The organism is Ornithinimicrobium cryptoxanthini, from assembly GCF_023923205.1.
In the GTDB taxonomy this organism is placed as follows: Bacteria; Actinomycetota; Actinomycetes; order Actinomycetales; family Dermatophilaceae; genus Ornithinicoccus; species Ornithinicoccus cryptoxanthini.
In genome coordinates this window covers 2836541-2849700 of the sequence record NZ_CP099490.1, presented here as the reverse complement: position 1 = coordinate 2849700, position 13160 = coordinate 2836541, and the positions used below count along the sequence as shown (strand labels likewise).

At 70.0% G+C, this 13160-nt stretch carries 12 protein-coding genes; 4 read left to right on the top strand and 8 right to left on the bottom strand.

Annotated elements, in window-relative coordinates; all coding sequences use genetic code 11:
• Positions 1-236 precede the first annotated feature (236 nt).
• Positions 237-1238 (top strand): serine/threonine-protein kinase, encoded by a 1002-nt coding sequence (locus NF557_RS13120; protein ID WP_252619971.1) that lies wholly within the window; start codon positions 237-239, stop codon positions 1236-1238.
• Positions 1239-1318: 80 nt separating this feature from the next.
• Positions 1319-1723: a PaaI family thioesterase gene (locus NF557_RS13115; protein WP_252619970.1), complete on the top strand. Its 405-nt coding sequence runs from the start codon at positions 1319-1321 to the stop codon at positions 1721-1723.
• Between the two features lie 54 nt (positions 1724-1777).
• On the opposite strand, the gene NF557_RS13110 is transcribed toward NF557_RS13115, so the two are convergent.
• Complete coding sequence (locus tag NF557_RS13110) at positions 1778-2809, bottom strand: GNAT family N-acetyltransferase (RefSeq protein ID WP_252619969.1); 1032 nt, start codon at positions 2807-2809, stop codon at positions 1778-1780.
• Between the two features lie 68 nt (positions 2810-2877).
• Positions 2878-4935 (bottom strand): LTA synthase family protein, encoded by a 2058-nt coding sequence (locus NF557_RS13105; protein ID WP_252619968.1) that lies wholly within the window; start codon positions 4933-4935, stop codon positions 2878-2880.
• A 170-nt stretch (positions 4936-5105) separates the two neighbouring features.
• Between NF557_RS13105 and NF557_RS13100 the strand changes: the two genes are divergently transcribed.
• Positions 5106-6416, top strand: a complete 1311-nt coding sequence (locus NF557_RS13100; protein ID WP_252619967.1) for an ABC1 kinase family protein — start codon at positions 5106-5108, stop codon at positions 6414-6416.
• Positions 6417-6470: 54 nt separating this feature from the next.
• On the opposite strand, the gene NF557_RS13095 is transcribed toward NF557_RS13100, so the two are convergent.
• On the bottom strand, positions 6471-7388 hold the full coding sequence (locus NF557_RS13095; RefSeq protein WP_252619966.1) for a diacylglycerol/lipid kinase family protein: 918 nt from the start codon (positions 7386-7388) through the stop codon (positions 6471-6473).
• Positions 7389-7660: 272 nt separating this feature from the next.
• On the opposite strand from NF557_RS13095, the gene NF557_RS13090 reads away from it, so the two are divergent.
• A complete protein-coding gene (locus tag NF557_RS13090) occupies positions 7661-8098 on the top strand; it encodes an SRPBCC family protein (protein ID WP_252619965.1) in 438 nt (145 codons plus the stop codon).
• Between the two features lie 28 nt (positions 8099-8126).
• On the opposite strand, the gene NF557_RS13085 is transcribed toward NF557_RS13090, so the two are convergent.
• From NF557_RS13085 to NF557_RS13065, 5 genes are all read right to left on the bottom strand, one after another.
• Positions 8127-8849 (bottom strand): catalase family protein, encoded by a 723-nt coding sequence (locus NF557_RS13085; RefSeq protein WP_252619964.1) that lies wholly within the window; start codon positions 8847-8849, stop codon positions 8127-8129.
• A gap of 178 nt (positions 8850-9027) precedes the next feature.
• Positions 9028-9699, bottom strand: coding sequence for a methyltransferase family protein (locus NF557_RS13080; protein WP_252619963.1), 672 nt, complete (start codon positions 9697-9699; stop codon positions 9028-9030).
• 15 nt (positions 9700-9714) lie between these two features.
• Complete coding sequence (locus NF557_RS13075) at positions 9715-10629, bottom strand: cation diffusion facilitator family transporter (RefSeq protein WP_252619962.1); 915 nt, start codon at positions 10627-10629, stop codon at positions 9715-9717.
• Positions 10626-12584 carry a heavy metal translocating P-type ATPase gene (locus tag NF557_RS13070; RefSeq protein ID WP_252624184.1) on the bottom strand — a complete coding sequence of 653 codons (1959 nt, stop codon included), beginning with the start codon at positions 12582-12584 and terminating at the stop codon, positions 10626-10628. The genes NF557_RS13075 and NF557_RS13070 overlap by 4 nt, the downstream gene beginning before the upstream one ends.
• A 32-nt stretch (positions 12585-12616) precedes the next feature.
• Positions 12617-13039, bottom strand: coding sequence for an ArsR/SmtB family transcription factor (locus NF557_RS13065; RefSeq protein ID WP_252624183.1), 423 nt, complete (start codon positions 13037-13039; stop codon positions 12617-12619).
• Positions 13040-13160: the final 121 nt, after the last annotated feature.

The window sequence follows — 13160 nt, the reverse complement described above, 5'->3', positions numbered from 1 at the left end:
GCGAAAACGATCATGTTCCCAACCCCATGTCTGTGTACGAATCCTTCACGGCGCGCGCCCCCAGTAGCCTTGCCTGCTGCTCAAGACGTCACGGTTGAATTGCAGGCGCGTGTGCTATGTATCCCACTCGTGTGTGCCTCAGGTCACAATGGGTAGTTCTACCCATTGTGCTGGCACCCGTCCTTCTGCTATGGCGTGGATCGAGTGAGTCCGCGAGGTCACTAGGGTGGTCTGTCGTGGGTGACATCTTCGCCGGACGCTATGAGCTGGTCGACCCCCTCGGCGAGGGTGGGGCCGGTGTCGTGTGGCGCGTCTGGGACCCGCGCGGGCAGCGCTACCTGGCGGCCAAGGTGCTGCGGCAGGTTGATGCGGCGTCCCTGCTGCGCTTCATCCGGGAGCAGACCGTGCGCATCGAGCACCCCCACGTGCTGACCCCGCTGGGGTGGGCGGGGGAGGACGCCAAGGTGCTGTTCACGATGCCGATCGTGCGCGGTGGCTCGATGGCGACCCTCATCGGCGACTTCGGACCGCTGCCTCCTCGACTGGCCGCGACGCTGCTGGACCAGTTGTTGGAGGCCCTCGATCAGATCCACGGGCAGGGCGTGGTCCACCGGGACGTCAAGCCGGCGAACCTGCTGCTGGACGCCACCGGCGCGGCGAGGCCGCACCTGCGGCTGAGCGACTTCGGCGTCGCGACCGCGGTGGATGAGCCACGGCTGACCCATGGGCCGGTGACGCTGGGCACCCGGGGCTATCTCGCCCCCGAGTGTCACCAGCCCGGCTGGGAGCCCGACCCCCGTGCCGATCTGTATGCCGCGGGCATGGTCGCCGTGGAGATGGTCACCGGGACGCGCCCTTCCCTCTCCCGGCCCCTGGACGCGCTGGCTGGCGTGGCCGTGCCCGAGGGGCTGGCCGAGGTGATCCGAGGGCTGGGAGAGTTCGACCCGGCCCGGCGCACGCCGACTGCGGCGCGGGCACGGCAGGGGCTAGCGTTGACCGGGCTGGTGGGCGGTGATCCCGCTGACGTGGTGGGCGAAATCGAGATCTTCGACCAGGTGCCGGAGCTGCCGACCGGGTGGGGTCCGGATGGGCCGGAGGCGGCCGCGCAGCCCGCATCAGCCGCCGTGACGCCGCAGTCCCCGCCGCCCGAGGACCGAGCGGGACTCCTGCTCGCCGTGGCGCTGCTGGTGGGTGGTGGGCTGGTGCTGCTGCTCGCGGCCTACCTGGCGTGGGGCTGAGCCCTACCTCAGGGCTGCCCTGACGAGCACGAAGCGACCGGCGCCGGCAGTGGCGCGCTGACGGACTAGTGTCAGCGCTCATGGACCCTGCCAGTGACGTGCACCCACCGACTGCCTTCTCCCAGCTGCTCGGGATCGAGGAGATCGTCGCGGAGCCGTCCCGCGCGGTCTATCGCATGACGGTCTCCCCGCAGTTCGCCAACCGCAACGGTGTGCTGCACGGCGGGGCCCTGATGTCGCTGGTCGACCACTGTGCCGGGACGATCGCGTTTGCGAACTGTCCTCCGGGCACGACCAACGTCACGCTCGAGGCCAAGACCAACTTCTTCCGTGCTGCTCGGATCGGGGACACCGTGATCGCTGAGGGACGCCCACTGCACGTGGGCCGGACCTCAGTCGTGGTCCAGGTGATGACCACGCGCGGCGACGGCAAGGAGGTCTCGGCCACGACGCAGACGCAGCTCTATCTTGAGTGGTCGGACTAGACCTGCGGTGGGCGGGCCCGTCCGAACCGTCCCGTGGACCTCGCCAGCCGACGCTCAGAGACTCAGGCGTGCGACGGCTTCTCCATCGTCCATCTCACCGGTGAGCACGAAGCCGGCCCGCAGATAGAACGGTTTGGGCCCACCGTGGCCCTGCACCCAGCTGGTCTCGATCGCGGTGTGCCCGGCCGCCCGCAGGTCGTCCGCCCAGAGCTCGAGGGCACGCCCGCCGATGCCACGCCCCTGGTGCTGCCGGTCGATCAGGAAGCGCCAGAGATAGGGGTCGGGGGTGCCCTCGTTGACAGCGTCGGCCCACATCAGGAAGCCGGCGGGCTCCCCGTCGGCCTCGATGCCCCGCAGCGCCGGCACCACGGGGTGACCCTGCTCGGGTTCGGGGAACAACGCGTCGGTGAAGGACTGGTCCATGGTGGCGACGAACCGCTCCTGGGTGCGGTGCGTGCGCAGCCTGCGATAGTCCCAGACGTTGGCGTGGGTGAGCTCGACGAGGCGGACCTGCTCCGGCGCACTCCGGGGGCGCACGCGCCAGGCCCGCCGCTGCTCGGCGGTCATGGAGTAGTAGGTGTTGTCGTCCCAGGCACCACGCCACCAGAAGGACTTCGCGGCGAAGTACTCGAACGACATGCCGAGGCGTTCGAGCAGTCGCGCAGAGGCGTCGTTGTCCGGAGACAGTTCGGCCACCAGGCGGTGCACCCCCAGCCGGTCGATGAGGTCGTCGACGACAGCGCTCACCGCCTCCACGGCATACCCCTTGCCCTGGTTGTCGCGGGTGAGCGTGTAGCCGATCTCCGCTAGGCCACAGTGCTCGTCCACGCCGACAAAGATGTCGCCGATCAGCTGGCCGTCCAGGTCGATGGCGAGCTGGGTGCCGGTGCCGACGGCGATGTCGTCGCGGTCGGCGTGGGCCGCGACCAACCGCTCGGCCCGCTCGCGCGGATAGGGCAGGTCCCAGTCCTGCAGCGCCGCGACCTGCGGGTCGTTGCGGTATGCCGTGAGGATGCCGATGTCGTCCTGGCGCAGCATGCGCAGCACGAGTCGGGGGGTCTGCAGCGGATAGACGGTGTCACTCACGTCTCCCATGGTCGGGCCCGGCCGCCGCGGAAGCAACGGGATTGTCAGACTGGGCGGGAGTGAAGGAGCTATCGGTCAAGGACGAGGTCGTAGTAGTCCTCGTCGAGGATCACGGTCGAGTAGTAGAACCGGCGGTCGATCTCGTCCGAGATCGCCTGGCGGTAGTCGTCGGGCGGCGTCGCTCCCGGCTCGGGCGCGAACTCTCGGGTGAGTGCGTTGTAGCGCCCCTGGTCGGTGATGAAGCTGCGGTTGTTGAAGATCACCAGCGGATCGCTGCCAGAGAAGACGTCCCGGCCCATGAGCAGGCGGGAGTCGAACTCCAGCCCCATCAGGTTGGAGATGGTCGGGATGATGTCCATGCTCGAGACCGGCTCGTCGATCGTCTCGGGCTCCATGCCGTTGGCATAGATGATCAGGCTGCTCTTGTGGAGCTCGAAGTTGCTCTCCACCTCATGCCCGGCCAGGTCGTCGATCTCGTCCTCGCTCAGGCCATAGGGGTAGTGGTCGGCGCTCAGGACGATGAGGGTCCGGTCCGCAACCCCGGCCTCCTCCAGCCGCTCCAGCAGGAGCTCCATGGCCCGGTCCAGCTCGATCTGCGTGGCCAGGTAGGCCTTCCCTGCCTCCGAGTACGGCAGGTCCGCGACCAGGTCTCGGTTCTTGGCGGCGATGAAGTTGCCGCCGAAGTTGTACTCGAGGTGCCCGCTGACGGTCATGTAGTAGGCGTGGAACGGCTCGTCCTGAAGGACCTCGGGCATCGTCACGTCGATCATCTCGACGTCCGACTCGGGCCAGGTGCGTGCCACCTCCAGGCCGTTGCCGACGCCCTTGTAGTCGTAGCCCAGGTTGGGGTGGGAGATGTCGCGGGAGTAGTAGTCGTAGGTGTGGTTGTGATAGGCGAAGGTCGCATAACTGAGCCGCCTGAGCTGGTTGCCCATGGCCAGCGGCATGGAGTTGCTCCCAGACTCAGCCATGCTCCAGACGCCGCTCTTGGGGATGAGGCCGGTCGTGGCGGCATACTCCCCGTCCGAGGTGCTGACACCCCAGACCGGGTTGTAGAAGTCGGTGAAGTGCAAGCCCTCGTGCGTCATCTTGTGGAGCGTGGGAGTCAGAGCCGGGTCCACGGCGTAGTGGGAGTAGGCCTCGGCGGTGATGAAGATGAGGTTGTAGTCCTCGAAGCGGCCGGTGTGGTCGTTCTGGTCGGTCGGTTCGCGGGATCCGAAGTACTGGTGCGTGTTCCTGAGCTTGTCGCTGTCCGCGGAGGCCATGAGTTGCTCGAAGTCGATGTCCATGACGTTCTGCTCGACGGGCGCGGGCGGGGCGTCAGGGGAGTCAGTCTGGCGGGGGCCGTCCGGGTGGCCCGTGGAGTCGGGGGACTGCGTCGACGGTCCCTCGCTGTGGTCGGGTGGGTCAGGTTGGGGCGCCACCACGGGGGGCGGTGCCAGCTCCCGTTCAAACCCAAACATGGTGCGCTGCAGGTCCAGTCGCATGCTCGTGAGGAGGCCGAGCTGGTCGACCGATGCGACGGGGTGGTAGTCGCGGTAGTACATGTCATAGGCGCTGTTCTGCCCGCGGTCGCCGAGACTGATCCCGGCTAGCGCTCCCACGACGAGGACGATCATCAGTCCGGCCGGGACAGCCCGCTGCCGCCACGTGGCCGGCCGCTCGCGTCGGCTGGTCCTGATCACCAGGAAGATCACCAGCGGTGCCGCCAGGAGGAGCAGCCACCCGGCGTGGTCGACGGCCTTGCCGAGCACGTTGCCACCGAACTCGGCGGCCTGGCCGGCGCGCCGAGCGGAGAAGACGGTGTAGAAAGTCTTGAAGATGTCGTAGTAGATGAACTGGGTGATGAACAGCGCGGCGCTGCCCGCCAAGAACCCCGCGATCACGACGTCGCGGGTCACGCCGGTGACGAAGCCGGCGACCAGGTGCGCCAGGAGCGCTGCGGCGCCGGCGAAGAGGGCGGCATAGAGCACCCCGATGCCAAAGAACGGCAGGTCGGTCTTGGCCCGCAGGACAAGCTCCATCAGCAGCAACGAGGCCAGGAGGAAGCCCGGGAGAGCGAGTCCAGCCAGGCCCCCGCGCTCGTCTGCTCGCCGCGCCTCTCGCGGCTCCCCTGCTTCGTCCACTGCGCACTCTGCCCGTCTTGTGGGGTCGTCGCCCATCGTTGTCCTTAGCAGACCAGTGTTGCACCACGCGACGCGGGAGCGCGGCAGCGCGCCGGGTGTGAGTGTCCGACCCATCAGTGGTTATCGTGACGGAGACACCCAGGATCCAGAGCGAGTGAGAGGACGGCGCCATGACTGAGCCGCCCCAAGCCGGTCTTGCCCGCGCCGCCCGGCTCTCGACCCTCCCCCTGGGTGTCGCGGCCCGCGCTGTCCGTGGCGTGGGCCGTCGACTGTCGGGTCAGTCCGCTGAGGACGTGCTCGCCCAGCGCCAGGCCGACTCCGCCCGTCAGCTGTTCGAGGTGCTCGGCGGCCTCAAGGGCGGGGCGATGAAGGTGGGTCAGTTCCTCTCCCTGATGGAGTCGGCGCTGCCACCAGACCAAGTCATGCCCTACCGCGAGAGCCTGACCCGCCTGCAGTCCGCTGCGCCCGCGATGTCCGGTGACGCGGTCGGGCGGGTGCTGGGGGAGGAGCTCGGCGAGGACTGGCGCTCGCTGTTTGCCTCTTTCGACGAGTCGGCCGCGGCCGCGGCCTCCATCGGCCAGGTGCACCGGGCCGTATGGCGCGATGGTCGCCCGGTGGCGGTCAAGGTGCAGTACCCCGGGGCCGAGAAGGCGCTGATGGCCGACCTCACCGCCCTGAGCAGGTTTGCCCGGGTCAGCGCTGGGCTGGTCCCCGGTCTGGACCTGGCGCCGATCCTGGCCGAGCTGCGCCGACGCCTCCGCGAGGAGGTCGACTACCGGTTAGAGGCCGACGCGCAGGAACAGTTTGGTCAGTTCTATGCCAACGACCCCACCTACGCCGTCCCCGGTGTGGTCAGGTCAGGCCAGCGCGTGCTGGTCTCCGAGTGGCTTGACGGCGTGCCGCTGTCCACCCTGATCGACCGCGCGCCGCAGGCCGACCGCGACCGGGCCGCCGCGGCATACCTGCGTCTGCTGTTAGAGGCCCCGCAGCGGGCCGGCCTGCTGCACGCCGACCCGCACCCGGGCAACTTCCTGCTGCTGGCCGACGGCCGCCTCGGGGTGCTCGACTACGGCGCAGTCAACCGGCTCCCGGACGGCTTGCCCGACGGGCTGAGCCGGGTGCTCGGTGCTGCCGCCCACGGCGACGCCGAGGAGCTGGTCGAGGTGCTGCGCGACGAGGGTTTCGTGCGCGGTTCGGTGGCGGTGGACGCCGAGGCGGTCCGCGCGTTCGTCGACCGGTTCCTGGGGCCGCTGCAGGCAGAGGAGTTCACCTTCAGTCGCGACTGGATGCGGGAGATGTTCGCCGACCTGCAGGATCCTCGGACCGAGGGCTTCCGCGTGGGGCTGACGCTCAACCTGCCGCCGCAGTATGTCTTGATCCAGCGGGTCTGGTTGGGCGGGCTGGCAGTGCTCTCGCAGCTGGAGGCGACGGTGCCGATGCGTGAGATCGTCCGGTCGGCGATGCCCGGCTCCCTGCGCTGAGGGCAGCGTCTCTGGTCACCCCACAACCTGCTCATCACGTAGGCATTGCCGAGGTCAGCGTGGGACGCGCAGCCGCCAGACGCCTTCGAGCAGCTCCCACCGCCGCTCACTCGAACGGTCGTCCGAGACGTCGCCGTCTGCGTTGACCCGGAAGTTGTCACGCGCGCTGGACGCCTCCACGAGCACCTGTCGTCCACGAGCGGCGATGACGTCGTCCCGCTCGACGTGCCGGGCGTGCCGGAGGTCGCGCGCGAACCCGACCCTCGTCCAGGGTGAGGTGCCGCACGCCACGAGGACGTCCACCAGCCCGTCGTCGTCCCGCGCCTGCGGCGCGATCAGCGTGCCGCCGCCCACCGACGACCCGAGCGCGGCGCTGACCATCAGCACCTTGTCCGAGCCGTCCACGACGGTGCGACCGTCGACGACGACGCGCAAGTGCCACCCCTTCATGGTCAGTCCCGTGCGCACGGCACCCCAGAGGTATGCCGTCCTGCCGAGCAGCCCCTTGACCTCGGCGGCGTGGGCCGTCGCCTCGGCAGCGACCCCGCAGTGGACGACGTTGACGACCACGTCGCCGCCCTCGTCGACGAGCAGGCTGCGCCGGGCAGGTCTCCCGGAGACCGCCACATCGACGGCCTCCCGCCAGTCCAGCGGCACGCCCGCGTCGCGGGCCAGATCGTTGCCAGTGCCCATCGGCACCAGACCGACGGCGCCGACGCGGTCCAGCAGCTGCTGGTTCGTCAGCTCCTGCAAGAGCCGGTGCACGGAGCCGTCGCCGCCCACGACCACGACGTCTCGGCCTTCTGCGGAGGCGACGACCGCGGCATACTCCTGGTCCGAGGCGGAAGCCCGGACCTCGGTCGCCGACGCGCTGTGTCTCGCCAGCGCACGGCACACCTCCTCGACGCGCTCCTGCTCGGCCGAGCCGGAGGAGTCGTTGACGAGCACGAGAACAGGACGGGCGCTGGCCACGGGGCCTCCAGGGGATGAGCGGACTGCCTTGCAGCCTAGGGCAGCGGTGGGGGAGCGCTCATGTCGCTGGTGGACCACTGCGGGCTTCTCAGCCGGCCTCGACGACCATCGCTTTCACCCCGACAGTGGCGCTGTCCCGATGCGATACTCAACACCGTGGCCGAGCGGTGAAGTCGTCGTGGAGGCTGGACCACGCGGTCTGGCTGCGGTCGTCACGCTGGCACGGGCGAACACGACCTCTGCTCAACCGTGCAACCCGATAAGGAGCAACCATGGCAGTCAACAGGATCGACATCGCCGCCTCCCCGGAGTCCGTCTTTGACGTGCTCGCGAACGGTTGGCTCTTCCCGGTGTGGGTTGTTGGTGCTTCCCGCATGCGCGCGGTGGACGACGAGTGGCCAGGTGTGGGTGCCAAGATCCATCACTCGGTGGGGGTCTGGCCCGCTCTCCTCGACGACTCGACGAGCCTGCTTGAGTGGGATCCCCCGAGGCGGGCTGTCCTACAGGCCCGCCTGTGGCCCGTGGGCGAGGCGACCGTCACCCTGGACGTGGAGGCAGTTGCCGGCGGCTGCACGGTCACCATGACCGAGACGCCGTCGAGCGGCCCGTTCGCGCTGCTGCCTCGGCCCGTCGTCGATCTGCCCATCAAGGCCCGCAACGTCGAGACGCTGAGCCGCCTGGCCTATCTCGCACAGGGGCACGCGGACTGAGAGTTGTGGCCATCCCGAGCCGACGTCGTCAGGTCACTTCCGGGAGCGCGCCCGCGGGCTTGTGTCGGGCGGCCGGGACCTGTTGGGCAGCGGCGTAGGACGGGTCACGAAGTCTGCTCCAGATCGGCGGCGTCCAGGTGCCCTCCAGGGGTTGCCCCACAGGGTCATGACGGCGGGTGCAGTCATGGCTTGCCCACCTGATCTCCAGCGTGCCGCGTTCGTGCCAGGGGAGGCCCGGAGCGGCGATGAGCAGCCGGTATGCCGTGGGCGGGTCCCCCTCGGCAGGCACCGGATCCAGGCGCAGCAGGAGGCTGCCCCGGGCGGTGGACAGCGGTAGCAGCGTAGTGAGCGAACCGTGCCGGTGCGGGGCACGAGCAGTCAGCATGTGGCGGGTGACCACGCCGGTGCCGGTGGAGGCGAACAGCACATCGCCGGCGGCCGCACCCGTCACGCGCACGGCCATCCCCTCCACGTCGCGGCCGTGCCGCCGTCCGGCGGCCCGCGACCAGCGCACTCGGCAGTCGTGCGGACCGGGAGAGTCGAGGAGCGCGACACCGCTCGGGGGTCCGGGGACCACGTGCAGAGCGCCCGCACCGCACACGCCGACCGGGTGCAGGGCCCGGGTGCCCCGGGCGCGACCGACCAGCCCGAACAGCGCGGCGAGTAGTCCACCGCCCACGCGTCCTAGCGTGACGCTGACCGTGTTGGTCCCCGTGGTTCGGAGCGCACGAGTGGCTGGGGTGCCGGTCATGCCTGCGCCTCCTGACGTCCGCCCCAGCCTGCCACCGCCTCTCGTGCCAGGCGCGGCGAGACGGTGCCTGGCTGATCGTCAGCGACGCCGCAGCCAACATCTTGCCCGGCGCCACCCTCGACTACTCGGAGCGCGGCTATGAGGCACCCAGCCCACCTTGAGCTATGGAAAACTCCGGCTATCTCAACGTCCCGACGCCGGGGAGGAAGCGACCGACTCTCGCCACGTAGCGCTGATACGACTCGTCGTGGTGGCGGCGCAGATATGGCTCCTCTACGACCCGAACCTGGAGTTGGACCGCCAGCAGAAGGAGAACCCAACTGCCAAGTGCGATGCCGTTGGGAACCACAAGGGCGATTCCGGCTCCGGTCACGAGCATCGCGGTGAAGATCGGGTTGCGGACCATGGCGAACGAACCGCTGATGACGAGCTCGGTGCGCTCGTCCTCATCGACACCGACACGCCAGTTGTCGCCCATGTCCAGCTGGGTGATGAATGTGCCGACGATGCCCAGGGTCGCGAGGGCCGCGCCAGCTGTGTGGACCCAGCCGTGCTCAAGCGCTGAGATGGTCGACAGTCCGAGCAGGCTGGCGATCGGTGCGACAACGCTAGCGACGAGGGCCGTGGCGAAGAGCAGCCCGGTCCACCACTCGGCGCTTCCGAGTGACCCGCTGAGGCCCCGAAACCCACTATCGCCTGTTCGGCGGATCTGCACCGCGGTCCGGATGCCGAACCCGACCAGGGCGTAGAGAGCGAAAAGTGCGAGGGCAAGCCATTCCACCCCGCTCACCGACTCGCTTCGTTCGAGTGACGCCCTCGCCAGCCGATGCCTATAGGGGCTCGTGTCCACCGAGCAGGGGGCTGCCTATGCATGAGCGGCGTGCTCGCGCTGTGCGTGACCGGGAGGTTCGAGCTGGATGGTGGAGTGCTCGACGCTGACGGTGAAGTGGGCGGCGACGCAGTCCTGGATCTGGGCGAGCATCTCCGCGGCGTGGCCGTCGGAGACGCATTCGTCGTCGAGGACGACGTGGGCGGTCAGCACGGGCAGGCCGGTGGCGATGGTGGAGGCGTGCAGGTCGTGCACGTCCTGGACGTGCGGGACGGCGAGGAGATGGGCGCGGACCTCGCCCAGATCCAGACCCTTGGGCGTGGACTCGAGCAGGATCTGCCCGGCCTCGCGCAGAATCGTGATTGCGCGGGGCACGATCAGGGCGGCGATGAGCATGCCGGCGAGGGCGTCGACGCGGACCCACCCGGTGGTGGCGATGACGATGGCGCTGACGATGACGGCCACCGACCCGAGGGCGTCGTTGACGACCTCCAGGAACGCGGCGCGCATGTTCAGGTTCGCGGTCCTCCCGCTGCTGAGGACCAGCATCGCGGCGATGTTGCCGGCCAGGCCGACGATGCCGAAGAGGAGCAGCCCGGTTGAGCTGACCTCGTGCGGCTCGTAGAGCCGCCGGATGCCCTCGACGAGGGCGTAGATCCCGACCCCGAGGAGCACGGTGGCCTGGGCGCCGGCGGCGAGGACCTCGGCACGGCGGAACCCCCAGGTCCGGGCGGGGGTGGGTGGGCGCAGTGCCAGTGACGCGGCGACCAGGGCCATGAGCAGACCGGCGGCGTCGGTGAGCATGTGTCCCGCGTCGACCAGGAGCGCGAGGGAGCCGGTCCACACGGCTCCGATGATCTCTGCGACCAGGATGGTCGCGGTGATCGCGAAGGCGACGGCCAGCCGGCCCCGGTGGCTGCTGGCGGCGCCGTGGTCGTGACCTGCGCTCATGCTCTCGCTCCTTCCAGACGGGCGGGATCTGTCGGCGATGCTGCCAGGGTGGGCAGGTTCTTGGCGCGTCCGGCGCGGACGCCGTTGGCGATGACGAGGACCTCGGCCACCTCGTGGATCAGGACCACGGCTGCCAGGCCGAGGATGCCGAGCAGTGCCAGCGGGATCAGGACTGCGATCAGGACCAGGGACAGCGCGACGTTCTGCAGCATGATCGCCCGGGTGCGGCGGGCGTGGTCGAATGCGAACGGCAGCAGCCGGAGGTCATCGCCCATCAGGGCCACGTCGGCGGTCTCGATCGCCACGTCGGTGCCCATGGCACCCATCGCGACGCCGACGTCGGCTGTCGCCAGTGCGGGCGCGTCGTTGACGCCGTCGCCGACCATCGCGGTCGCGCCGTGGCCACGCAGCCCGGTGACGACCGTGGACTTGTCCTCGGGGCGCAGGCCGGCGTGCACCTGCTCGATCCCGGCCTCGGCGGCCAGCGCCGCGGCGGTGGCGTGGTTGTCGCCGGTGAGCATGGCCACGGTGTAGCCGCGGTCACGGAAGCCGGCGATGACCTCGACCGCCTCGGGCCGCAGCTCGTCCCGCACACCTATCGCACCGACGACGTGGCCGTCCACCTCGACGACGACCGCGGTCGCGCCCGCCTGCTGCATCGCCGCCACATCCTCGGAGAGGGCAGCGGGGTCGACCCAGTCGGGTTTGCCCAGCCGGACCCGGGCACCGTCCACGGTCCCGACCAGTCCGGCCCCGATGACGGCCTCGACGTCCTGCGCGGCAGGCACCGCACCGCTGGCGGCCAGGATGGCCGTCGCGAGAGGGTGCTCGCTGCGCGCCTCGAGCGCGGCCGCCCAGGCCAGAACCTGTTCCCGGTCGGTGCCGGCGGCGGGAGCGACGTCGATCACGACCGGCTGGTTGCGGGTCAGGGTGCCGGTCTTGTCCAGGGCGACGGTGCGCACCTTGCCGAGGGCCTCCATCGCGGCGCCACCCTTGACCAGGATCCCGCGGCGGCTGGCGGCCCCGATCGAGGCGACCGTGGTGACCGGCACCGAGATCGCCAGCGCGCACGGGGAGGCCGCGACCACCATCACCAGGGCCCGGTGCACCCACACCGACGGGTCACCCAGCAGCGCGCCGAGAAGAACGGTCAGCGCTGCGGCGATCAGGATGCCTGGCACCAGGGGGCCGGCGATTCGGTCGGCCAGCCGCTGGGTGGCGCCGCGGCGGGACTGCTCGGCCTCCACCACGTGCACGATCCGGGCGAGGGAGTTGTCCTGCGCGGTGGAGGTGACCTCTACCTCCAGCGCCCCGGTGCCGTTGATCGACCCGGCGAAGACGTCCTGGCCGGGCCCGGTCTCCACCGGCATGGACTCACCGGTGATGGCCGAGGTGTCCAGAGCGCTGCGGCCGGCCCGCACGGTCCCGTCGGTGGCCAGCCGCTCTCCCGGCCGGACGACCATGACGTCGCCCAGCACCAGCTGTGCGGGGTCGACCACGAGCTCCCGGCCGCCGCGGAGCACGGTCGCCTCTTGGGGCACCAGGTCCAGCAGGGCGCGTAGGCCATGCCGCGTGCGGGCCAGGGAGTACTCCTCCAGGCCCTCGCTCAGGGAGAACAGGAACGCCAGCGCGGCGGCCTCCTCCACCTGTCCCAACAGGGTCGCCCCGACCGCGCCGATCGTCATCAGCAGGCCCACACCCAGCTTGCCCCGCGCCAGGCGGCGCAGCGCGCCCGGCACGAACGTCGAGCCACCCACGAGCAGAGCCGCCGCGGCGAGCACGAGACCGACGGTGTCCCATCCGGCGAGCCCCGCCAGGAATCCGGCCAGCAGCAGCGCACCCGAGAGAAGACCCAGCTGGACCTCCCGCACCTGCCACAACTCCGTCGCCGGCTCCTCGACCTCTCCTGCTCGAGCCGGTGGACCAGCAGGGATCTCGCACCCGCACGCGTCCATCGCCACCTCCCGCTGCGGCTTCTCCGACCCGCTCACGCCACCGGCTCCTGCCCGGCGTGCGTGCGCAGCTCCTCCGGGGCCGGGTTCCCCTCGGTCCCCACGCCATAGTTCGGGCACAACGCCACTGCGTACCCCGACGTTGCGAGCAACCGCTCCGCCGCGTCCAGCACGCTGAGCAGCCCCGGGGCGCTGGTCAGCGAGAACATCGAGGCACGACCTTCCGGGCGCGAGACCACCAGGCCGCAGTCCCGCAGGCACGCGAGGTGCGCACTCACCGTGGACTGCGCCAGCCCCAGGTGCTCCGTCAGGTCCCGCACCTTGTGCTCGCCCAACGTCAGGTGCTGCAGGATCGCCAACCGCGACGGGTCCGACAGACCGTGGAAGAGAGCCGCAGCGACGTCGAGGCCCCCACCCTCAAAGCCTCTTTCCGTTCCACCCGAGTTGCTCGCTGTCATCGCCATTTAGCGATGATAGCGCAGGCGGCTGAGCGCACACGACCCACCGGCGGCAGCAGATCATTGCCTACCAGCCTCGCCGCGGGCGGCCGGGACGACGGTGTCGTGGCCGCGGTGGCAG

Bases quoted from the DNA above. Each gene is read 5' to 3' on its own strand.
- NF557_RS13075 (WP_252619962.1), bottom strand. From the start codon at position 10,629: ATGAGCGCAGGTCACGACCACGGCGCCGCCAGCAGCCACCGGGGCCGG.
- NF557_RS13065 (WP_252624183.1), bottom strand. From the start codon at position 13,039: ATGACAGCGAGCAACTCGGGTGGAACGGAAAGAGGCTTTGAGGGTGGG.
- NF557_RS13085 (WP_252619964.1), bottom strand. From the start codon at position 8,849: ATGACCGGCACCCCAGCCACTCGTGCGCTCCGAACCACGGGGACCAAC.
- NF557_RS13100 (WP_252619967.1), top strand. From the start codon at position 5,106: ATGACTGAGCCGCCCCAAGCCGGTCTTGCCCGCGCCGCCCGGCTCTCG.
- NF557_RS13115 (WP_252619970.1), top strand. From the start codon at position 1,319: ATGGACCCTGCCAGTGACGTGCACCCACCGACTGCCTTCTCCCAGCTG.
- NF557_RS13070 (WP_252624184.1), bottom strand. From the start codon at position 12,584: ATGGACGCGTGCGGGTGCGAGATCCCTGCTGGTCCACCGGCTCGAGCA.
- NF557_RS13090 (WP_252619965.1), top strand. From the start codon at position 7,661: ATGGCAGTCAACAGGATCGACATCGCCGCCTCCCCGGAGTCCGTCTTT.